Source organism: Actinoallomurus rhizosphaericola, from assembly GCF_024055675.1.
GTDB lineage: Bacteria > Actinomycetota > Actinomycetes > Streptosporangiales > Streptosporangiaceae > Actinoallomurus > Actinoallomurus soli.
Genome location: NZ_JAMXMW010000024.1, coordinates 148,454 through 169,212 on the forward strand (window position 1 = coordinate 148,454; position 20,759 = coordinate 169,212).

The window sequence follows — 20,759 nt, forward strand, 5'->3', positions numbered from 1 at the left end:
GCCCCCGAGGGCGGATCGTGAGCGGATAATTACGAAGAGGTTGCCATCGGCTCGAACGGGTCGAGCGTGCGCACCCCGGTCCGTTCGACGTCCTTGACGTTCCGGGTGACGAACGTCCAGTCGTTGAGGTAGGCCGTCGCCGCCATCAGCCCGTCGACGACGGGAATCGGGGACGCCGCCTGCCACCGTCCCCAAATGATCGCTGCGGCGGTGTCGACCGGGATGATCCGCGAGGCGTAATGCTCCTTGATCCCGGTCAGCCAGGCGGCCAGCCTGGTCGCTTGCGGAAGATCGCGCTTACTGAGCTGATGAATGCCGCGCGTGAGTTCACCGATGACGAGTGAGCTGAGGTACTCGGTGGAGCCTTCGATCGAGTCGTACCAGACACATACGTTCGGGTCACATCCGCGCTGCTTCCCGAGTTCGGAGACGACGTTCGTGTCCAGGAGGTAGGCCACTCTCACTCCTCGAAGAGGAACGACACGTCTCGTCCGTAGTCCTCGTCGCGCTTGATGAGGTCGTCGAAGTCGTCCGGGAACGGAGGCCCGGACCGCAGGTAGTCATGGAAGCTCATCTTCTTCGCCTGCGTGTGGCGGTATTCGCTCATGTCGATGATGACCGCCACCTCTTCTCCGTGCCTCGTGATGATCTGGGGGCCGTCGTCGTGGGCCCGACGCAGGACCTCACTGAAGCGTTGCTTGGCCTCTTGGACCTGCCAGTGCCGCGCTGGTCCGCGATCGTTTGCTGTCACGCGATGCCTCCTCTGTCCAGACAGTCTAGACCGACCGTCTCCGTGCCTCCGTGTTCACTATGCGTTTAAGGACCACTTGTCCCGGCGGCACACGATGCCGCATGCTGCTGGTCGTGCGTCGGGCTATCCGTTGCGGCTGGGGGCGCGGACGATGACAGCCATCCGAGATGAGCATGGGTACGTTCTGGTGAACGCCGCCGAGGACCTCCGGAGGATGCACCGGGAGGCGGCCTCGGCCGACGGCCTCGAGCGCCTCTTACGGTGGCTGGCGAGGCGCGTTGAGGGGACGGTCGTGCTGCTCGACCGGTACGGCACGCCGCTGCATGCCTTCCCCGAAGTTCCCGGGGACATCCTGCGGCGCGCGGCGGGAGAGGTCGACAGGGTCGTCACCGGCGAGGTACGGGCCGCCGTCGCCGATGTCGGCGGCGGCGTCGTCCACCTCCAGCGAGTCGGCGTGGACGGTGACGACTCGACGCTGGTCGTCATCCGGCGGGAGCGCTTCACCGCGGACGTACGAGTGCTGATCGGCGATGCGGCCCAGCTGGTGGGTCTACGCCGGCGCGCGGATGCTCTGGACCTTCGGTACCGGCGCGTGGACAGGGCGGAGCGGCAGGCCAGGGAGGCGGTCCTCGACCTCCTCATGGCCGGCCAGTTCGATGCCGCCCGCCGGATCGCCGCGACTCTCGGCCCCGCTCTCGCCGACCGGCTCCGGGTCTTCGTCGTGGAGGGTCCACCCGCCGCCCGAACCCGCACCGCCGACCACTGCGAGCAGGCATCGGGCGGCCGGGCCTGGATCGTACGGTGTCGGGTCTACAGCCGGCATGTCATCGTCCTGGCCCCCGCATCGGCCGAGCCGGACGACCTCGGAGACGCATTGGGCGAGTTCGTCGACGGAGCGGGCGGCGTCAAAGTCGGCGGTAGTGACGCCGTCGCACTCCGGGACTTCCTGACGGGGTACGAGCAGGCCTTCCACGCGCTGGCGGTGGCCCGGAACGGCAACGAAAGGTTCGCGCGGTTCAGCCGGCGCGGTGAGCTGGCGGCGCTCGTGCGCCCCCGCGGATACGCCTGGGCGGCGGCGACGCTGGAGCCGCTCACGGGCCACCGGCCCCAGCGTGCCCAGGATCCCGACGCCGCCGCCCTGACCACCACCCTCGGGGCCTGGCTGGACTTCTACGGAGGGGCTGCGCGGCAGTTGAAGATCCACCGCAACACGCTGGCCGCGCGGCTGCGGTACATCGAAGGGCTGCTGCGTCGGCCACTGGACAGCCTGGACACCCAGGCGACGCTCCGTCTCGCGCTGCGCATCCTCGGCGGCCCCGCCGGTGCCGGCGGCCCGGCCACCCTGGAGGAGCTGCTCGACGATCCGGAGGTGCGCCGTTGGGCGGACCTGCAAGTGGCGCCTCTGCTCCGTGCAGGCACGGAACCGTTCATGACGACGCTCCGCGTGTGGCTCGCCAGCGACGCTCGCCTGGATACCACCGCCTCCACGCTGGGAATCTCCCTCTCCGGCGTGCGCAAACGGTTGCTCCGGACGGAGTCGATCCTGGGACGTTCGCTGCTCAACGGCCCGTCAGCGCGCTACGACCTGTGGTTGGCCCTGAAGGTCCTGCACACCTGAGTCAGGAACTCACGCAGCGTTCCCTCACCGGGCGGCGGCTCCACTGTGCAGAGTGAAACTGGTCTCCCCGTCGCGCCTTCCCTACCTTCGACGGCGGGGCGGCACCTCGGCGTCGCGCCGCCCCACCGCCAGGAACGACATCGCCTGTCCGGCCGGCGCGGCCGGCCCGGTGAGCATCGTTCACGGGACAGAGGAGGGAGAAGATGCACGTCGACGGCTCCGACCCGACCCGGGCCACATGGTGGAGCGGGGGCGCACCACGTACGGCCCCAGGCGCGGTCGAGCCGCCGACGGCCCCCGTCGGAGAAGCGTCGGATCCAACGGGTTTCTTCGCCGCGGCCGCAGGGCCGGTTATCGAGGCACTGACCACGGAGCAACCGGTTCCTTCGGGAGGCGGACGGGTGGGGTGTCCGGTCAATGTCGCCGGGCGAAGGCGCACGCGCGGGATCTGGCGTTGTTCTGCCGGTTCTTTTCAACTCGGCGAGCATGTGGCATTGACAAGGTCATGACTTCAGTAAATGCGAAGCGACGTAGACCTCTTCGATCGGCTTACCTGCGATATAGGTGGCTGCTCGTCGCAGTGATCGGAGTAATGGAGGCTGCAGCGTTCTTTGATCTGCATTCGCGGTCGGCCGATTCCCGGGACGTGGTGACCATTCACGCTGGCCTGTGCTCCATCACCGCCGACATGGAGTTCAGTCCGGATGGGAGAAGACTCGCCGTTTGGGATTCCTTCAGTGGCTCCCGAGTGGAGTTCTTCGACACCGTGAACGGTAGCCGGTCTGGTATCTCCAGCCCTATCACCGGCGGCGTGAGTGGAGCTTTGGGCTCATCCCCTGTCGCCTTCGACCGTGCTTGGAGGACGCTCGCGATCGTGAGCGCGTCGCCCACATCATTCACAAAGGCGGCTATCCCTTCCGCCGGAAACAATGTTCAATTGCTAGACCCCGTTACGGGGGGTGAGGTCGTTCGCCTGCGTGATGAGTATCCAAGCCTCGGCTTCAATGCCGTGGCACTCAGTCCCGATGGAAGGTACGTCGCGGCGAGTGAAGTCGACGATGTAGGTGGCGAGATTTTGATGTGGGACGTGATCACACGGAAGTTGGTTGCCCGTCTGCTTCCTTCCTCCACGGTCGATTCCACGCAGTTCGACACGGTCACCTTCAGCCCGGATGGAAAGATCGTTGCCGCGGTCGCCCTCGCAGACAACGTCGTTCACCTATGGGATGTCAACACCCATGCGAAGGTCAGTACGTTCAGGATTCCGACCGATTGGGCACGAGCCATCGTCTTCAGCCCGGATAGCCGGATCCTTGTGATCGAGACCGTCAGTGACATCCAAGTATGGGATGTCAACTCCCGGAAAAAACTGAGGACGCTGAGCACGGATTTCGGAATGGAGGTTCAGAACATAGCACTTGGCTCGGACGGGAGGATTCTTGCCGCCAGTACCCGCGATAGCACTGCGGGGGAACTACTGTTGTGGGACATCGGCAACGGTAAGCGGATCACCGACCGGCACTATACGACGGCACTCGGTGGCGTGGCGTTCAGCCCTGATCGAAAGACTCTCGCACTATGCGCCGATTCGGGCACCATATCGCTGTACAAGGTAGACCGTCTGCGGCAAGCGCATGATTAAGGAGTCAAAGGATCCAGATCGACCGATTCAATACTTACGGGCGTGTGTGAACTCATGAGGCCGCGCGACGTTGATTAAGTACTTCACTAAACGCAAATCGGCGGTCTCTCCTTGGTTTATTCGTAGCGTGAAGCGGTTGGGGGCTCGTGCGAGTGAAACCCGTGGTCGAGGCGATCAGTGACGGGGTGCGTCCGCAAGTGCGGCTCCTGGCGATCAGCGCTGTGCTCGGCGCGGTGCTGCTGGGTGTGTCCCTCGTCGTCAGTTTGGCCGGGCTCAACGATCCGGAGAGTCCTAAAATGCCGGTGCTTCCGACGGAGATCCCGACGCTCCCGTCCAAGGTCCCGCTCTTCCCTTCAGGGCCGTCCGGGCCGCCGATCCGGCTTCCCACGAACTTCCCGTCCGATCTGGCGACGCGCATGCCCACGAGCGTGCCCTCCTGGCCGGGAGGCCGGCCATGAGTGATGTGTCGGCCGGTCAGCCGTTCGTGCAGGACCAAGCGCAGGCGAGGGCGCGGGCCTTGCTGGTCGCCAGGCTGGCGATCGCGCTCTATCTGCTGGAAGTGCTGCTCAACCTGTTCAGGCCGCGCGTGCTGCCGAACGAGCCAGCATTGTCGATCTTCTACAAGCTGCCGAGACTGTCGGGCTCGCTGGGCCGGATGTTGTCCATGCCCCGGACCGTCTTCTGGGCGGCGCTGGCGGGCGTCCTGATAGCCGCGGCGGTCCAGGGGCTCGCGGCGATAACGCGGGCGGACGGCCGGCGAGCACTCCTCCTCACGTGGGTGACCCTCATCGTCCTGGTGAGCCCGTTCACCCTGCTCTCCCTCACCATGATCACCATGTATCCGTTGACGGCACTCGCCTGCGTCCCCAGTGCGCTCTTCGTCCTGTTGCTGCTGGGGGCAACCGGGATGCGGTGGCGAGCGCTACTGGCCGCCTTTGGCTGGGGCGCGTTGATCGTCTACGGCGCAGGACGCGCCTACAGCGGTCTGGCGTACGGCACCATCAACGCATACCTGAGCACGGCCTCCTCCGCTGACCTCGGTGCGGCGCTCAAGGCGGAGTACCGGGGGCTCGACCTTCTGACTCTGCATCTGAGCATCGTGAACACCCTGGCCGTGGCGGCCGGCGTCCTCGTGCTGCTGCTCTTGGTGCGGCATCGCGTGACCGACATCGTCACCGGCCTTGCCCTGGGTGCGGTTGTCGGGCTTGGGTACAGCTTCGTGGACAGCATCGTGTTCATCCGCCTGTTCGGATCGCTGACCTTCGTCAACGGCGCCACCGGCGGCTTCGAGTACTGGATCCGGCAGTCGATCGGCCTACTCGGAGGGCAGGTGACGTTCGGGGCGCTGGCCGGGGCCGGGATGGGAATCGCCCTGCGGACGCGCGAGCGCCGGCGACGCCGACTGGTGAACGCGGCGGCCCTCACGGCCGCGATCGGCGGTTCCGTCGCAGCCGAGGTCCTGTCGGGCTGGTTCTCGAGTCTGCTCCATGAGCATGTCGGCTCCGGCGGAACGCTCGACACCCTGGTCATCTCACCGTTGCTGTGGCTGCTCCCGCAGGCACCGTTCATTCTCATCGCCGTGCTGCTCCTGCGAGTCGGCATGCGCGCGCGGGCCTCGGCGGCGAGAGCCGCGATCGAGGCCGAGGCGGCGGACGGTACGGCGATCAGCCCAGCGGAGGCCCGGTTCCTGACCAGCCCGGCGCTGCGGCTCTGGTCCCTGGCGAGCACCTGGCGCCGATACGGACGAGCCACAGCGCTGACGTTGCATCGGCTACAGACCGCCCAACTGGACCTGGTCGCCTGGCGCGCGCAGGCGGACGAGCCGTCGGCTGGCGAGGGGGAAGGCACTCGACTACGCGCCAAGGTGATCCAGCTGAAGACCAATCCCGAGAACCGCACGGCGGCGACATCATGACCGGCCACACACACGCACTCCCGAGGCGTGCGGCCCGCCTCCTCACAGGAGCAGCCCTACTCGTCTGCATCGTGCTACCGATCACCCCCCAACGCGCCTCAGCTTGCGACATCGGAATCGGCTACCGCACGCCGCTCAACATCAACAAACCCGATATGGGCCGCAGCAAGCCCTGCTCCACCGGAGCCTCTCTCACCGGCGTGGCCGTCGTCGCCATCCTGACGATCGGCTCCCTGGCCACCGCCGGCCTGATCGCCTTCCGGCGAGGCATCGACACCGCAAGACCCGATCAAGCCTTGACCGACTACCTGCATGCAACTGGCCTGGTCTCGCCGGCCGCCCACGTCTCAAGCGAGGCTAGCGACACAGACCCGAACACGTGAACCCCCGAGGCCGGCATGCCTGCGGTGATGTCACACTGCGCTGCGAAAGGAGCGCCTGATGAATACGCGTATTTCGCGGTACGCGTTGGGGAACGTAACGAGTGCCGCGCGACGTGAGCCTAGGACACGGTCCCTCATCGCGCTTCTCGTCTTCCTGGTCTCATTTCTTACTCCTCCCGCGACGGCGGCTAGAGCCTCCAACGCCACGGTGCGAGAGACGGCCACCGCCGACTCCACCACCGACAACGCTGCCTTCGGCGACAGCTCCGTGCTCGAGACTGAGCGCGGAAAGATCGTGATGTCGGAGGTAATCGCCGCCGGCGGACTCAAGGACTTAAGCCGCAACTTCGCGGGCGTTTGGGAACCCATCAACGTGCCAACACCGGAGCTCAGGAAGAGGTTCGCGGAACTCCTGGAAGCCAACTGGGGCGACCGGGAAGAAGGCTTCATCAAATTCGAGGTCCTGAATCCGTGGACACTTGAACGCAGCAATCCAAAGCTATATCGAGAATTGACCTCAAAGACGGCCATAAAGCCTGGCGACATAATACTTCAAGGAGTCGGCCACAACGCACCTCAAGTAAAGAAGAATGGAGATAAGGGGGAGGAGATAGAGACCCCAAAGGAGGGGTTCAAGGCACTCCATACCGAAATAATTCTTCTCAAGCTAACGGTCAAGGCTAAATACATTGCCGACTCGATAAAGGCTGGTTCGTCGGATGTATCGATCGACAAGTCACTGAAGAAGCTCGAACGAGAACTGACGAGTCTGGGAGAGGGTAACGACTACCGTGACAGGCTCGCGCGGGCGGTTACCCGCAGCGGCAACTCCACGACGCTGTCGCCCACCGGGCTGACCGTGAAGCAGCCCTGCGGCAGCATTTCTAATGGCAGATGCAGCCCCATCGCGAGAGCCCTCGACTTTGCCGTCCCATACGGCAACAGCAAGGAAATAGAGATCTCAGCGGTCGTGACCGGCCTGGTGTACGGAAAAGTGCTTCTCCGGTACCTGGCCGATGCGTTGCAGGCAGGAAACCGAGCGGACGCCACAACATACGCCTCCGGTCTCGTGGACATCGCAGCGGCGGTGCAGAGCCGCTACCGCGATAAAGTGAGCAACGCCCCTAGTTGGAAGCAAAATGCCCTGCTGAAACCGATGAGAGCAGTGCGGGCAAGGTTGCGGCAGGACCTTTACAACCAAGAGATCAAGCTACGGATGCTAGACGAGAAAGAACTCGCCGATACCGTTCATGGGGCGTTGTTGAAGGTCAACAGTCGCGCTCTGTCGCGCAAAAAGATGCAGGAGATTGCTGACGAGTCAAAAGAGGGCAACGAAAACTTGGGTGTGCCGGGCTGCTCCAAGCCGAGGGCCATGGGGCGGCCGGTGGAGGGCCATGGACTCGTGTCGATGGCGCTGCTACCGATGGCCGTTCCATGCCCCGGTAAAGCCTCGGACGGACTGACTAAGGCGCTTGCATCGAACGACTATGGCGGTGTGGACTTCTCCACGGTCCAACTGCGCTACCTGTCGGATGATCCCGGATCCGGCGTGCGTTACTCTCTCTCGGGGCGGGCGGCCCCGCCTGGACTCCAGCAGGATATGGACTCCAGTATTGACGCAGTCGTTAACAGCACCGCAGACTTGCGGACGTGGTTGGTCTTAAGTCCAGACAAATTCTGGGTCAATCTAAACCCCGACGAACCGGACAGAATCATCGATCCGGACTTGGGGCAAACCAACGCCGGTAGGGCGTTGCTCGAAGCGGACCAGCAAATGAAGTACACCGCGAGCAAGCTGATGAATCCACAGACCGATTTCGGTGCACAATACTGGGATGCTATCGCCGGCTCCTCGGGTAAGGCATGTTTCACCTCCAGATTGTGGATCGTGCCGGGGGATGTCGAGGTGCGCGAGGACGGCTCCTCTCTCTACATCCTCAAGGCCACGCTCGCGGTAAAGACCCAGGCGACGCACGTCGCCATGCCATCTAGGTGGTTCTCGTGCCGATCGAATCCGCAGGTCGACGCCCGGAGTGAACACATCAATCGGACGATGCTGGTGCCGAAGATCACCCAGGCGATTAATACGGCGCCGGAATATGCAGCGATACGCCGCGCCTTCGTCGCTCGGATTGTGGCACAGTGGATCCGTAAGCGACACCAAGAGGGTCACCATACGTCTTTCGACGGTCTCATCGATTCGGGAAAGCTCGGCCCGTCCAAGCTCCAGAACGGATGGAGACCTCAACAGGTCTACGACGTGATGCTCCGCATGTATCAGAATGGCGGTTTCGCCTACAAGCGCACGGTCCGCAAAGGTGGAACCGTTGTCACGTCCACGGTGATGACGGGTGGCGTCGACTTCAGCAATCTGTACCCAAAGAGGCTCAGCGCCTCGGCGACGAACCGGCAGTACCCGCACCTGCCACAAACCGCGAAGTCATCGACGCATCGGCCTACGACGGCATCGGACGGCTCGATCTGGCTCGGAGTGTCGACCGAGTCACCAGGCAGCACCGTATGGACCAGGACCATGGGCACGACCTGGGATTTCCTCACCGGACGCGTCGGCGTCCTGATCCTGCTGTTGGTGGCGCTCGGTCTCCTCGCATTCGGGATCCGAAGCAACCCCAGTCGCAGGCGGCGGAAGATCTCCTGACGCCGCCCAAGGCCGGCATGCCCAAGATATGAAAGCCGGAGCGGTGTGCGCCAACCGCGTACCTGAGGGCGCTCGCTACCTCCGCCCTTACGGCAGGGCGCTGGTGCGCCAGGTGCCGGGGCCGTGGGGGAGGGGGCGGCGGAGCTGTCGGGAGCGGTCGGCCCAGGCCGAGCGGCGCTGCGGGGGCGCCCCCCGTGCGGCCGCGGCGGCCCGGGCCCGTGCGGTCAGCACCGCCACCAGGGCGGCGATCTCCTCCGGCGTCGCGTCTCCGCGCACGACCTGCAGGAAGGGGCGCTCGCTCATCAGGTCCTCTCCTACAGCGGGATGTTGCCGTGCTTCTTGGGCGGGAGGGTCTTGCGCTTGTCGCGGAGCGCGCGCAGCGCCTTGACCACCTGGCCGCGCGTCTCGGACGGCTTGATCACCGCGTCGACGTACCCACGGGACGCGGCGATGTACGGGTTGGCGAGCGTGTCCTCGTACTCGGTGATGAGCTCGGCCCGCCGGGTGTCGGGGTCCTCGGCGGCGGCCAGCTCGCGGCGGTACAGGATGTTCACCGCGCCCTGCGCGCCCATCACGGCGATCTGCGCCGTCGGCCACGCCAGGTTGATGTCCGCGCCGAGGTGCTTGGAGCCCATGACGTCGTACGCGCCGCCGTACGCCTTGCGGGTGATCACGGTGACGAGCGGCACGGTGGCCTCGGCGTAGGCGTACAGCAGCTTGGCGCCGTGCCGGATGATGCCGTTCCACTCCTGGTCGGTGCCCGGCAGGAAGCCGGGGACGTCGACGAAGGTCAGCACCGGGATGTTGAACGCGTCACAGGTGCGGACGAACCGCGCGGCCTTTTCTGACGCCTCGATGTCGAGCGTGCCGGCGAAGTGCATCGGCTGGTTGGCGACGATCCCGACCGACCGGCCCTCGACGCGGCCGTAGCCGCAGATGATGTTCGGCGCGAACATCGCGTGGACCTCGAGGAACTCCCCGTCGTCGAGGACGTGCTCGATGACGGTGTGCATGTCGTACGGCTGGTTCGGCGAGTCCGGGACCAGCGTGTCGAGCTCGAGGTCCTCGTCGGTGATCTCCAGCTCAGCGGCGGCGTCGTACGCGGGCGCGTCGGACAGGTTGTTCGACGGCAGGTAGGACAGCAGCGCCTTGACGTAGTCGAGCGCGTCCTGCTCGTCCGAGGCCTGATAGTGGGCGACGCCGGACTTGGTGTTGTGGGTGTGCGCGCCGCCGAGGTCCTCGAACGTCACCTCCTCGCCGGTGACCGTCTTGATGACGTCCGGCCCGGTGATGAACATGTGCGAGGTCTGGTCGACCATGACGATGAAGTCGGTGAGGGCGGGGGAGTACACCGCGCCGCCCGCGCACGGACCCATGATCAGGGAGATCTGCGGGATCACGCCGGAGGCGTGGGTGTTGCGCTTGAAGATCTCGGCGTACAGGCCGAGCGCGACCACGCCCTCCTGGATGCGGGCGCCGCCGGAGTCGTTGATGCCGATGACCGGGCAGCCGGTCTTCAGCGCGTGGTCCATGACCTTGACGATCTTCTCGCCGAACACCTCGCCGAGCGAGCCGCCCGCGACCGTGAAGTCCTGGGAGAAGATCGCCACCGGCCGGCCGTCGACCGTGCCGTGGCCGGTGACGACGCCGTCGCCGTACGGGCGGTTCTTCTCGACGCCGAAGCCGTGCGCGCGGTGCTGCGCCAGTTCGTCGAACTCGACGAAGGATCCCTCGTCGAGGAACGCGTCGATGCGCTCGCGGGCGGTCATCTTGCCCTTGGCGTGCTGCTTCTCGACCGCACGCGCGGAGCCGGCGTGGACCGCCTCGTACCGGCGGCGCTCCAGGTCTGCGATCTTGCCCGCCGTGGTGTGGATGTCGATCTCGTCCGCGGGCAGGGGCTCGGGAGCTTGCGTGGCCATGGAGATCAGGTTAGCCAGCGAACGGAACGGCCCGCCAGGAGGGGCACGATCTCCGCCCTCCCTGCGGCTTCTCACCAGGCGAGACGGACTCGGATCGCCTTGCGGGACGAACTACCCTGAGGTGCGTGTCGACACGAAACTCAGCTCGGCAGGAGATGCCCGAGCCACTGCGCCGTGACGTCCGGTTGCTCGGTTCACTCCTGGGCAACGTTCTCGTCGAGTACGGAGGACAGAGCCTGCTCGACGACGTCGAGGCCCTGCGCCACGCGGTCTTCGCCGCGCGCCGGGGCGAGACCTCCGTCGACGACGTCGCCGCGATCGTCGGCGGCTGGGCGATCGACCGCGCGGAGCTGGTGGCCCGCGCGTTCACCGTGTACTTCCACCTGACCAACCTCGCCGAGGAGCACCAGCGGATCCGCACGCTCCGGGAGCGGGACACCGGCGAGACGCCGCAGCGCGAGTCCATCGCCGCCGCGGTCGCCGAGATCGGCGAGGACCGTGTCCGTGAGCTGCTGGAGGACCTGGAGCTGCGCCCGGTCCTGACGGCGCACCCGACGGAGGCGCGCCGCCGGGCGGTCGTCACCGCGATCCTGCGGATCAGCAAGCTGCTCACCGACCTGGACGACCCGCGCGCGGGCAGCGGGGAGCGCGAGGAGATCACCCGCCGGCTGGTCGAGGAGATCGACCTGCTCTGGCGCACCTCGCAGCTGCGCCGCACGAAGCCGGACCCGCTTGACGAGGTCCGCACCGCGATGGCGATGTTCGACGAGACGATCTTCCGGGTGGTCCCGGCGATCTACCGTTCGCTCGACGCCGCGCTGGCGCCCGGCACGGGCGAGCGGCCGCCGCTGGCCAAGCCGTTCCTGCACTACGGCAGCTGGATCGGCGGCGACCGCGACGGCAACCCGTTCGTCACCGCGCAGATCACCCGGGAGGCGATCGGCGTCCAGGCCGACCACATCCTGCGCGCGCTGGGCAACGCCTGCACCCGGATCGGCCGCACGCTGACCGTGCACGAGACGACGACGCCGCCGTCCGAGGCGCTGCGCGGCGCGCTCGCCGCCGCCCGCGCCGCACAGCCCGAGCTCATCGCCGAGATCGGCAAGCGGTCGCCGGGCGAGCCGCACCGCGTGTTCCTGCTGTACGCCGCCGAGCGGATCAACGCGACCCGGCTGCGTCACGCCGACCTGGCGTACCGCGGCCCCGACGACCTGCTGGCCGACCTGCGCATCGTCCAGGAGTCCCTGGTCGCGGCGGGCGCGCGGCGCCAGGCGTACGGCGAACTGCAGCACCTGATCTGGCAGGTGGAGACCTTCGGGTTCCACCTGGCCGAGCTGGAGGTCCGCCAGCACTCCGCGGTGCACGAGAAGGCCCTCGCCGAGGTCCGCGCCGGCGGGCCGCTCAGCGAGCAGACCGAGGAGGTCCTCGACACGCTGCGGGTCGTGTCGTGGGTGCAGGAGCGGTTCGGCGTGGACGCCTGCCGCCGCTACGTCATCTCCTTCACCCGCACCGCCGACGACGTCGCCGCCGTGTACGAGCTGGCCGAGGCCGCCGCGATCGGCGGCCGGGCGCCGGTGCTGGACGTCGTGCCGCTGTTCGAGACGGGCGAGGACCTCGACCGGTCCCCGGCCGTGCTGGACGGCATGCTGCACCTCGCGCCGGTACGCCGCCGCCTGCTGGAGACCGGCCGCCGCATGGAGGTCATGCTCGGCTACTCCGACTCGGCCAAGCAGCTCGGCCCCACGACGGCGACCCTCAAGCTGTACGACACGCAGGCCGCGCTCGCCGCCTGGGCGGACCGGCACGACGTGCGGCTCACGATGTTCCACGGCCGCGGCGGCGCGCTCGGGCGCGGCGGCGGCCCGGCCAACCGCGCCGTGCTGGCGCAGGCGCCGGGCTCGGTCGCCGGCCGGTTCAAGGTCACCGAGCAGGGCGAGGTCATCTTCGCGCGGTACGGCCACGCGGAGATCGCCCAGCGCCACGTCGAGCAGGTCGCCAACGCGGTCCTGCTGGCCTCGACGCCGGCGGTGCAGGAGCACGCGGTCGCGGCGGCGGAGCGGTTCCGGCCGCTGGCCGACAAGATCAGCGTCGCCGCGGAGCGGACGTTCCGGTCGCTGGTGGAGTCGCCGGGCTTCCCGGAGTGGTTCGCCCGCGTCAGCCCGCTGAACGAGCTGGGCAACCTCCGGCTCGGCTCCCGGCCGTCCCGCCGCAAGGCGACGACCTCGCTGGACGACCTGCGGGCGATCCCGTGGGTGTTCTCCTGGACGCAGACGCGGGTCAACCTGCCCGGCTGGTACGGCCTGGGCAGCGGCCTGGCCGCCGCCGAGGACATGGACGCCCTGCGCGAGGCGTACCAGGCGTGGCCGCTGTTCGCCGCGCTGCTGGACAATGCCGAGATGAGCCTGGCCAAGACCGATCGCGCGATCGCCGAGCGCTACCTCGCCCTCGGCGACCGGCCGGAGCTGGCCGAGACGGTCCTGGCCGAGTACGACCGCACGAGCTCCCTGGTCCTGGAGGTCACCGGGCACACCCGGCTCCTGGAGAACCGCCGGGTGCTGTCCCGCGCGGTCGAGCTGCGCAATCCGTACGTCGACGCGCTGTCCCACCTCCAGTTGCGCGCGCTGCAGGAGCTGCGGGCCGGGGTCGACGACGACGCCGAGCGCGAGCGGATCGAGGACCTGCTGCTCCTCGCCGCCGCGGGAGTCGCGGCCGGCCTGCAGAACACCGGCTGATCAAGGAGACCCGACGGTACGCCGCCGGCCACGCCCCCAGGGGCGGGCCGGCGGCGTTCGTTCTTCGACCGGCCGCGCCGGCCGTGCTGCTCGGTCCGGGTCGTCGTGGGTGTCCGCCGGGTTCAGGAGCGGAGGAAGGTGAGGACGGCCAGCACCCGGCGGTGGACATCGGCGTCCGGAGGAAGGTCGAGTTTGGCCAGGATGTTGTTGATGTGCTTGCCGACGGCGGCGGGTGAGACCGTGAGCGCCTGGGCGATGGCGGTGTTGGAGTGGCCTTGCGCCATCAACGCCAGCACCTCGCGTTCACGGGGGGTGAGGCGTTCCAGCGGGTCGCGGCGGCGGCCCAGAAGGTGGCGGATCACCTCCGGGTCGATGATGATGCCGCCCTCCGCGACCTTGTGGACGGCGTCGGCGAAGTCGGTGACGTCGATGACGCGGTCTTTCAGCAGGTAGCCGACTGCGCGGGCGTCGGTGGAGCCGAGGAGTTCACCGGCCGAGGCCGTCTCGATGTACTGGCTGAGCACCAGCACCGGCAGGTCGGGGTGGCGCTCGCGCAGGGCGATCGCGGCGCGCAGGCCGTCGTCGGTCTGGGTGGGAGGCATGCGCACGTCGGTGACGACGATGTCGGGCTTGTGCGTCTCGACCGCGGCGGCGAGCGCCGGCGCGTCCCCGACCGCCTGGACGACCTGGTGTCCGAACCGGGTGAGCACGGCGGTCAGGCCATCGCGCATCAGGGCGCCGTCTTCGGCGAGGACGACGCGGAGGGGACGGGCTCCGGACACGGCAACTCCACTTTCAGCACGGTCGGGCCCCCGGGCGGGCTGGACAGGGTGAGGACGCCGCCGATGACCGCGAGCCGGTCGGACAGGCCGGTCAGGCCGCTGCCGCCGGCCGGGTCGGCGCCTCCGACGCCATCATCGCCGATCTCCAGGAGCAGCGTGCCGGCGCGGTGCCCGAGGGTGATCCAGGCGCGGTCGGCGTCGCTGTGCCGGGCGATGTTGGCCAGGGCCTCGCAGACGATGAAGTACCCCGTGGCCTCCACGGGGGCGGGTAGGCGGCCGGTGAGGTCCAGGGCGAGGTCCACCGGCAACGGCGAACGGTCCGCGGCGTCCTGCAGGGCGGCGGCCAGTCCGTGCTGAGTCAGGACCTGCGGATGGATGCCGTGGATCAGCTCGCGCAGTTCGGTGAGCGCCAGCCGGGACTGCCGGTGGGCGTGCGCGACGTGGTCGGCGGCGGGCCCGGGCGGCAGGTCGAGCAGGGCCAGGCCGAGGCTGGTGGCGATCGCGACGAGCCGCTGTTGGGCACCGTCGTGCAGGTCGCGTTCGATGCGGCGGCGCTCGGCCTCGAAGGCGTTGACCAGCCGGGCGCGGGACCCGGTCACCTCCGCCAGCAGCCGTGCCGCCTCGTCGGGACGCGGGCTCAGCAGCCGCCGGGTCAGCGCCGCCCGCCCGGCCGCCGCCGCGGTGATCAGGTAGGCGCCGGCCGCCAGCAGAATGATCCCGGCGGGCAGCGCCGCCAGCGCCTGCGCGGGGCTGTGGACCGCCACACCCGGCGCCAGCCCGCGTCGTCCGCCCGACAGGACGGGCATCCACGCGGTGAGCAGCGCGACCGGCAGGGCGGCCCCCGCCGCGGCGACGGCCAGGTCCATCGGCCACAAGACGGTCGCGAGCAGCACCGTGAAGCCCAGCTCCCGCCAGGTCGCGGGCTCACGGACCCGGGTCGCCAGCCACGTGCCGACGCCCGGCCCGTCCGGGACACGGTGCGGGTCGGCCACCGGCTCGGTGTCCACCAGGCGCAGCCGCCACCGCTCGAACGCCGCGACCGGCACGCCCGCGAAGGCCAGCGCCGCCAGCATCGGCAACCCGACGAGCGCCGAGGCCAGGGTTCCGCCGACGATCAGCACCGCCGCCACGATGGTCAGCGCGAGCGCTCCGGGGACCGAACTGGTCACCAGGTACGCCAGGCTCCGCCACGGCCACGCCGACGCCAGGAAACCGCGCCGCCGCAGTGCCGTGATCACTTCCATCGCGTCAGGATAGAGACGGTGCTCGGAGGCGGACCATCAGGCGCGGGTGACGGCGGGGGTAAGGCCAGGCATACCCCGCACACGGTGGCCCGGGTGATCGACTCGGCCCCGGCCGCACCGGTTGCCTGGAGCCATGGACATCGTGCGGCTGACCGCCGTGAGCAAGATTCATGGGACGGGCTCCGGCGCCGTGACCGCCCTGGACGAGATCTCCCTGGGATTGGCGGAAGGTTCGTTCACCGCCGTGATGGGTGCCTCGGGGTCGGGCAAGTCGACGCTGCTGCAATGCGCCGCCGGGCTGGAGCGGCCGACGGCGGGCACGGTCTCGCTGGCCGGCAAAGACCTGTCGCGGCTGCGGGAGTCCGCGCTGACCAGGCTACGGCGCGAGACCGTCGGCTTCATCTTCCAGTCCTACAATCTGCTGCCCGCGCTGACGGCCGAGCAGAACGTCGGGCTGCCGCTTCGGCTGGCCGGGAAGCGCCCCGATGCCCGGGCCGTACGCGCCGCGCTGGGCGCCGTCGGCCTTGACGACCGGGCGCGGCACCGGCCCGCCGAGCTCTCGGGCGGGCAGCAGCAGCGCGTCGCGATCGCCCGTGCCCTGGTCACCGAGCCGCGCGTGCTGTTCGCCGACGAGCCGACCGGGGCCCTGGACAACACGGCCTCGCACGCGGTGCTGCGGATCCTGCGGACGTTGGTCACCGACCGCGGCCAGACGATCGTCATGGTCACCCACGACGCGGTCGCCGCCGCGTATGCCGACCGCGTCGTCTTCCTGGCCGACGGTCGCCTCGCCGGGAGCCTGGAGCGCCCCGACGCGGCGACCGTCGCCGCGCGGCTGGCCGGCCTGGAGGCCGCGGCGGCCGGGGAGGCGACGGCATGCTGAGCGTCGCAGCCGCGGGCCTGCGGACCCGCTGGGCCTCCTTCGCCGGACCGCTGGCCGCGCTCGCGCTCGGCGTCGCGGTGATCGCCACGATGGCGCTGGTGCTGGGAGCGGCCTCCGACGATCCGCACCGGCTGCCGCGGCGCTTCGCCGCCGCCCCCGCCGTCGTCCAGGCCGACCCGAACCTGCGGCTACGGGACCGCTACGGGACGCCGACCGCCGTGCCGTTCGCCGAGCAGCCCGCCCTGTCCGCCGCGGTCCTCGCCCGCTTCCCCGGCGCCGCGCTGGACCGCACCTTCCCCGCTCGGCTGCCCGGCGGCCCGGCCGACCAGGTCGGCCACGGCTGGTCCTCGGCGGCCTTCGCCCCCTACACGTTGACCTCTGGTCGCGCCCCCACCCGTCCCGATGAGCTCGTCACCTCCGGCGGTGCCCGGCCGGGGCAGCGGGTGATGGTCCGCGCCGCCGGCCGGGACGGCCTCTACACCGTCGTGGGCACCGCGCGGCCTCCCTCCGGCACGACCCAGGTCGAGCACGCCGTCTTCTTCACCGACGCCGAGGCGGCCCGGCTGTCACCGCCCGTCGACGCGCTGGTGCCCACCGACCGGGCGTCCGCCCGGCGCGCCGCCGACATTCCCGGCGTGCGGGTCCTGACGGGCCGCGACCGGGCCCTGGCCGATCCCGGGGCACTGCGCGACCGCGCCGACCTGACGTCCCTGACCTCCTTCCTCGGCGTCGCCGCGCTGCTGTCGGCCTCCGTCTCGCTGTACGTCACCGCCGGCGCGTTCGGCCTGGCGGTCGCGCGCCGCCGCCGTGAACTGGCGCTGCTACGGACACTCGGCGCCACACCGGTGCAGGTCGTCCGGGCGGTCGGCATCGAGGCGGTGCTGGTGGGGCTGGCCGGGTCGACCGCCGGGTGCGCGCTCGGTCTGTTCGGCGGGCCGCTGCTGGCCCGATGGCTGGCCCGGCACGCCATGGCCCCGGCCTGGTTCACCGTCCCGCGCACCGCCGCGTGCACCGCGCCGCTGACGCTCGCGTTCACGGCCGGTGTCCTGGTCGCGGTGCTGGCCGTGGTGGCCGCATCCGCGCGGGCCGCGACCGTCCGCCCGGCCGAGGCGTTGCGCGAGGCGGAGGTCGAGCGCCGCGGATCAGGTCTGCCGCGGCGACTGCTGGGCCTGGCCGCGCTCGGCTGCGGCTCGGTGCTGCTGCTCACGGTGGCCGCCCTGATGCCCGGCACCGCCCTGGACGCCAAGACCGACGTCGAACTGGCGCTGCTGATCGTCGGCGGCGCGGCGTTGCTGGCCCCCACCCTGCTCCCGCCACTGGTCAGGATGCTCACGTGGCCGCTCACCCGCGGCGCCGGTCCCGGCGGCCTGTTGACCCGCGAACGGGTGACCACCGGCTCCCGCCAGGCTGCGAGCACCGTCGTCCCGCTCATGATCACCCTGGGACTCGCCCTGGCGGTCCTCGGCGCGACCAGGACCGCCCAGACGGTCGAGAACCGCGGCCTGCACCGCCAATCGGCACCCGCCGACCTCGTCGTTCTGCCCACGGACGCCTCCGGACTGCCCCCCGCGCTGGTCGCCCGTGTCCACGCCGTGCCGGGCGTGGCGGCGACCACCGTCACCGATACGAGCGTGCTCACCCGCGAACCCGCCCTGACACCGTTCCATCTGGAGGCACCGGCCCCCGTGCCGTTCCCCGCCATCGCCATCGACTCCCCGGCCGTGCTCGGGGTGCACGTCCGCCAAGGCTCACTGGGCGGCCTGAACGACGCGACCGTGGCGCTCGATCGCTCTTGGCACGAGCACGTCGGGCAGACCATCCACCTCTGGCTGGCCGACGGCACTCCGGCGACCCTGCGGGTCATCGCGGTGTTCGACGCCGAACCCGGCGGCCCGCGCCTCGTCCTGGGCCCCCATCGCGCCGGTCGCGCCCAACCCGACCGCATCTACCTGCGCGCCGGCCGCGCAGCCGCCGCCGCGGTGCGGGCCGTGGTGCGCTCTCCCCATCGGGTCACCCCGCCGGGCACCCGCGGCTTTACCACGCCGGACGTCACGGTCGTCGCCGCCTCTCGGTGGGCGGCCACCGTCACCGACCGCCAGGCGGACCAGACCCGCGTCGGTCTGCTGGTGATGATCGGCATTGCCGCCGTCTACGGACTGATCGGCGCTGTGGCCACGGCGGCCACGGCGATCTCCGGCCGACGCCGCGAAGTGGCCCTGCTCCGCCGGATCGGAACGACCCGTCTGCAGGCGGTCGGTTTCGTCTGCCAGGAGTACGCGTTGCTGACGGCCGCCGGCGCCCTGACGGCCGTGGCGGCCGCGGCCACCGTGCTGATCGGCCTGCACCTGGCCGTCTGACCGAACCACGGCCGAACGCGAGGACCCCGATCCGGGACAGCCTGCACCGGCGTTCGTCGTGTACGGGGTGCCGACCCGGGGACGTGGACATTCGCGCCGAACCGGGTGCCCGGGTGGGTGTGTGTCTTCAGCGCGTGTCCCGTCAGGAGCCACTTTGTTCCTTGTGAGGGGACAGCGTCCAACGCGATGGGCCACCCCCCGGTGAGGATCCTCCAACGTCCGAGGGGACTCAATCACCCTCGACGGGGATGACATACAGCAGTTCGTAGCGGTCGACGGGCACGACGATGTCGGCTGTCTCCACCGGTCGCTCATCGGTCCAGTACGTCCGCTGGATGACCATCACGATGGTGCCCGCGCTGACATCCATGGCGGCCGACTCGTTCTGCGTGGCGGGGCGGGCCGTCACGACTTCGGTCGCTGTCACGATGTGCTGCCCGATAGCCGACATGCGGTCCCGGACGCCCTGGCCGGCGTACGGGCCGCGTTCGGGCAGCATCACCGGTGTGCCGCGCGTCAATTCCAACGGCTCGTAGGACGTGCTCATCATGACCGGCTCGCCGTCGGAGGTGAACACGTAGTCCGAGCGCATCACCGGCGCGTCGGCTGCGATGCGGAGCCGCTCGGCGATGGTCGGCGAGGCGGTCGTGGTCTTGGATTCGCAGGTCCAGTCCGCTTCGTGGCCTTGGGCCTGGATGTCGGCGCGGAAGGGCGATCCTTCGCGCTGCTCGCGGTACCAGGAGCGAGTGAGCCGGCGTAGCTGCGGACGTTGCCGGACGGTGGGCCGGGCACCGGTACGGGTCTCGATGAGCCCTTCGGCCATGAGGACGTCGATCGCTCGGCGTACGACGTTCTCACTGACGTGGAACTGTTCGGCGAGTTGGGCGCGTGAGGGAAGCCGTGATCCGGCGGTCAGTTCGCCGTCGATGATCTGGCGGCGCAAATCGTCCGCAACCCGCGGGTAGAGCAGATTTTCAGTCGGCACTCCGGCGGTCTCCCCTCGAAAGTCATCTTTCGATCAAGGTCCATCGTAGGGGAGCCCTTGACATCCTGGAATCCAGGCAACAACCTGGATTCCAGGTTTGATGACTGAGGGTGAGTGGATGTGAGCCGTGAGTGAGTGGGCGTTGGAGGTCGCAGGTTCGCCGTCGATGGTGCCCGGCGTCCGGCACTGGGTGCGTGAAGTCCTCGGCGATTTCCCCGAGGACGCTCGTGACCGCATGGAGATCATCGCCAGCGACTACGCGACGAACTGCGTCCGCCATTCGACGGCGGCCGAGGGCGGGCACATCCGCCTGCGGCTGACCGCCGATGGCGAGAGGATTCGCCTCGAAGTCCGGGATGAAGGCCCTCGACGGGGAGCCTCGGACGTCTGGGCGGCGGATGAAGCCGCCGACTTCGGCCGTGGCCTGCACATCGTGACCCAGCTCGCCGACGTCATGGGCGACGAAGTGTCCAGCGAAGGCCGCTTGGCCTGGGCCGAGGTGAAGGCGTGACCAGCCGAGCGCCGGAGTACCACCGAACACACGGAAGTGTCCGCCGTCCCATGGATGATGTTCGAAGGCGCCGGCGAACCCGCGCACCTCGGAGCGGCGCTGGACGTCACGCGGACGCCGGCCCAGGCACAGCGGATTCGAAGCGCACGGCGATCCGTTCATTCCTCGCAGGGCTTCTCCGGCTGTTCCGAGCTAGACCTGTACATGCCGCGGGGGTCGGAGACACGATCATCGACCTCCCTGTCGCCCGCCCTAATGGGAGCTACCGGGTTGGCTGTTCGGGCAGACTCGGTGCCTGGTAGCCGCCGGTGAGTGAGCACTGCGCTCGCCTGGACCTTGAGTCCTAGGGTCAGATCGTGCCCTCGCCGGTGGTCAGGG

Annotated in this window: 17 protein-coding genes; 10 read left to right on the top strand and 7 right to left on the bottom strand. The window is 69.1% G+C overall.

Going from position 1 to position 20,759, the window contains the following annotated elements; all coding sequences use genetic code 11:
* Nucleotides 1-29: 29 nt before the first annotated feature.
* Together NE234_RS38355 and NE234_RS38360 are read right to left on the bottom strand one after the other, a co-directional pair.
* Nucleotides 30-458 carry a type II toxin-antitoxin system VapC family toxin gene (locus NE234_RS38355; RefSeq protein ID WP_252785877.1) on the bottom strand — a complete coding sequence of 143 codons (429 nt, stop codon included), beginning with the start codon at nucleotides 456-458 and terminating at the stop codon, nucleotides 30-32.
* A 2-nt stretch (nucleotides 459-460) separates the two neighbouring features.
* Complete coding sequence (locus NE234_RS38360; protein ID WP_252785878.1) at nucleotides 461-751, bottom strand: type II toxin-antitoxin system Phd/YefM family antitoxin; 291 nt, start codon at nucleotides 749-751, stop codon at nucleotides 461-463.
* 151 nt (nucleotides 752-902) lie between these two features.
* Between NE234_RS38360 and NE234_RS38365 the strand changes: the two genes are divergently transcribed.
* The 6 genes from NE234_RS38365 (at nucleotide 903) to NE234_RS38390 (ending at nucleotide 8,968) form a co-directional block, all read left to right on the top strand.
* Nucleotides 903-2,369: a helix-turn-helix domain-containing protein gene (locus NE234_RS38365; RefSeq protein WP_252785879.1), complete on the top strand. Its 1,467-nt coding sequence runs from the start codon at nucleotides 903-905 to the stop codon at nucleotides 2,367-2,369.
* Between the two features lie 592 nt (nucleotides 2,370-2,961).
* Nucleotides 2,962-4,011: a WD40 repeat domain-containing protein gene (locus NE234_RS38370; RefSeq protein ID WP_252785880.1), complete on the top strand. Its 1,050-nt coding sequence runs from the start codon at nucleotides 2,962-2,964 to the stop codon at nucleotides 4,009-4,011.
* 161 nt (nucleotides 4,012-4,172) lie between these two features.
* Nucleotides 4,173-4,469 carry a hypothetical protein gene (locus NE234_RS38375; protein ID WP_252785881.1) on the top strand — a complete coding sequence of 99 codons (297 nt, stop codon included), beginning with the start codon at nucleotides 4,173-4,175 and terminating at the stop codon, nucleotides 4,467-4,469.
* A complete protein-coding gene (locus NE234_RS38380; RefSeq protein ID WP_252785882.1) occupies nucleotides 4,466-5,926 on the top strand; it encodes a PrsW family glutamic-type intramembrane protease in 1,461 nt (486 codons plus the stop codon). Before NE234_RS38375 ends, NE234_RS38380 begins: the two co-directional genes overlap by 4 nt.
* A 71-nt stretch (nucleotides 5,927-5,997) precedes the next feature.
* Nucleotides 5,998-6,309, top strand: a complete 312-nt coding sequence (locus NE234_RS38385; RefSeq protein ID WP_252785883.1) for a hypothetical protein — start codon at nucleotides 5,998-6,000, stop codon at nucleotides 6,307-6,309.
* Between the two features lie 58 nt (nucleotides 6,310-6,367).
* Entirely contained in the window at nucleotides 6,368-8,968 is a 2,601-nt protein-coding gene (locus NE234_RS38390; RefSeq protein WP_252785884.1) for a hypothetical protein, read from the top strand.
* Nucleotides 8,969-9,055: 87 nt separating this feature from the next.
* On the opposite strand, the gene NE234_RS38395 is transcribed toward NE234_RS38390, so the two are convergent.
* Together NE234_RS38395 and NE234_RS38400 are read right to left on the bottom strand one after the other, a co-directional pair.
* Nucleotides 9,056-9,271, bottom strand: coding sequence for an acyl-CoA carboxylase subunit epsilon (locus NE234_RS38395; protein WP_252785885.1), 216 nt, complete (start codon nucleotides 9,269-9,271; stop codon nucleotides 9,056-9,058).
* 11 nt (nucleotides 9,272-9,282) lie between these two features.
* On the bottom strand, nucleotides 9,283-10,887 hold the full coding sequence (locus NE234_RS38400; protein WP_252785886.1) for an acyl-CoA carboxylase subunit beta: 1,605 nt from the start codon (nucleotides 10,885-10,887) through the stop codon (nucleotides 9,283-9,285).
* A gap of 155 nt (nucleotides 10,888-11,042) precedes the next feature.
* Here NE234_RS38400 and NE234_RS38405 point away from each other — a divergent pair, with 155 nt between their 5' ends.
* Nucleotides 11,043-13,619, top strand: coding sequence for a phosphoenolpyruvate carboxylase (locus NE234_RS38405; RefSeq protein WP_252785899.1), 2,577 nt, complete (start codon nucleotides 11,043-11,045; stop codon nucleotides 13,617-13,619).
* Nucleotides 13,620-13,741: 122 nt separating this feature from the next.
* On the opposite strand, the gene NE234_RS38410 is transcribed toward NE234_RS38405, so the two are convergent.
* Both NE234_RS38410 and NE234_RS38415 read right to left on the bottom strand, forming a co-directional pair.
* Complete coding sequence (locus NE234_RS38410) at nucleotides 13,742-14,350, bottom strand: response regulator transcription factor (protein ID WP_252785900.1); 609 nt, start codon at nucleotides 14,348-14,350, stop codon at nucleotides 13,742-13,744.
* Nucleotides 14,350-15,645: a sensor histidine kinase gene (locus NE234_RS38415; RefSeq protein WP_252785887.1), complete on the bottom strand. Its 1,296-nt coding sequence runs from the start codon at nucleotides 15,643-15,645 to the stop codon at nucleotides 14,350-14,352. Before NE234_RS38415 ends, NE234_RS38410 begins: the two co-directional genes overlap by 1 nt.
* Before the next feature lie 133 nt (nucleotides 15,646-15,778).
* Between NE234_RS38415 and NE234_RS38420 the strand changes: the two genes are divergently transcribed.
* Entirely contained in the window at nucleotides 15,779-16,528 is a 750-nt protein-coding gene (locus tag NE234_RS38420) for an ABC transporter ATP-binding protein (protein ID WP_252785888.1), read from the top strand.
* Nucleotides 16,522-18,885, top strand: a complete 2,364-nt coding sequence (locus tag NE234_RS38425) for an FtsX-like permease family protein (RefSeq protein ID WP_252785889.1) — start codon at nucleotides 16,522-16,524, stop codon at nucleotides 18,883-18,885. Before NE234_RS38420 ends, NE234_RS38425 begins: the two co-directional genes overlap by 7 nt.
* A 229-nt stretch (nucleotides 18,886-19,114) precedes the next feature.
* Here NE234_RS38425 and NE234_RS38430 read toward each other — a convergent pair whose 3' ends face one another.
* Nucleotides 19,115-19,870 carry a GntR family transcriptional regulator gene (locus NE234_RS38430; RefSeq protein ID WP_308206978.1) on the bottom strand — a complete coding sequence of 252 codons (756 nt, stop codon included), beginning with the start codon at nucleotides 19,868-19,870 and terminating at the stop codon, nucleotides 19,115-19,117.
* Nucleotides 19,871-19,997: 127 nt separating this feature from the next.
* On the opposite strand from NE234_RS38430, the gene NE234_RS38440 reads away from it, so the two are divergent.
* Complete coding sequence (locus NE234_RS38440) at nucleotides 19,998-20,381, top strand: ATP-binding protein (protein WP_252785890.1); 384 nt, start codon at nucleotides 19,998-20,000, stop codon at nucleotides 20,379-20,381.
* Nucleotides 20,382-20,759 lie beyond the last annotated feature (378 nt).

What these genes read in the sequence shown, in the direction of transcription:
- NE234_RS38395 (WP_252785885.1), bottom strand. Translation starts at nt 9,271, where the DNA reads ATGAGCGAGCGCCCCTTCCTGCAGGTCGTGCGCGGAGACGCGACGCCG.
- NE234_RS38425 (WP_252785889.1), top strand. Translation starts at nt 16,522, where the DNA reads ATGCTGAGCGTCGCAGCCGCGGGCCTGCGGACCCGCTGGGCCTCCTTC.
- NE234_RS38405 (WP_252785899.1), top strand. Translation starts at nt 11,043, where the DNA reads ATGCCCGAGCCACTGCGCCGTGACGTCCGGTTGCTCGGTTCACTCCTG.
- NE234_RS38420 (WP_252785888.1), top strand. Translation starts at nt 15,779, where the DNA reads ATGGACATCGTGCGGCTGACCGCCGTGAGCAAGATTCATGGGACGGGC.
- NE234_RS38415 (WP_252785887.1), bottom strand. Translation starts at nt 15,645, where the DNA reads ATGGAAGTGATCACGGCACTGCGGCGGCGCGGTTTCCTGGCGTCGGCG.
- NE234_RS38400 (WP_252785886.1), bottom strand. Translation starts at nt 10,887, where the DNA reads ATGGCCACGCAAGCTCCCGAGCCCCTGCCCGCGGACGAGATCGACATC.
- NE234_RS38370 (WP_252785880.1), top strand. Translation starts at nt 2,962, where the DNA reads ATGGAGGCTGCAGCGTTCTTTGATCTGCATTCGCGGTCGGCCGATTCC.
- NE234_RS38390 (WP_252785884.1), top strand. Translation starts at nt 6,368, where the DNA reads ATGAATACGCGTATTTCGCGGTACGCGTTGGGGAACGTAACGAGTGCC.
- NE234_RS38365 (WP_252785879.1), top strand. Translation starts at nt 903, where the DNA reads ATGACAGCCATCCGAGATGAGCATGGGTACGTTCTGGTGAACGCCGCC.
- NE234_RS38380 (WP_252785882.1), top strand. Translation starts at nt 4,466, where the DNA reads ATGAGTGATGTGTCGGCCGGTCAGCCGTTCGTGCAGGACCAAGCGCAG.
- NE234_RS38410 (WP_252785900.1), bottom strand. Translation starts at nt 14,350, where the DNA reads ATGCGCGATGGCCTGACCGCCGTGCTCACCCGGTTCGGACACCAGGTC.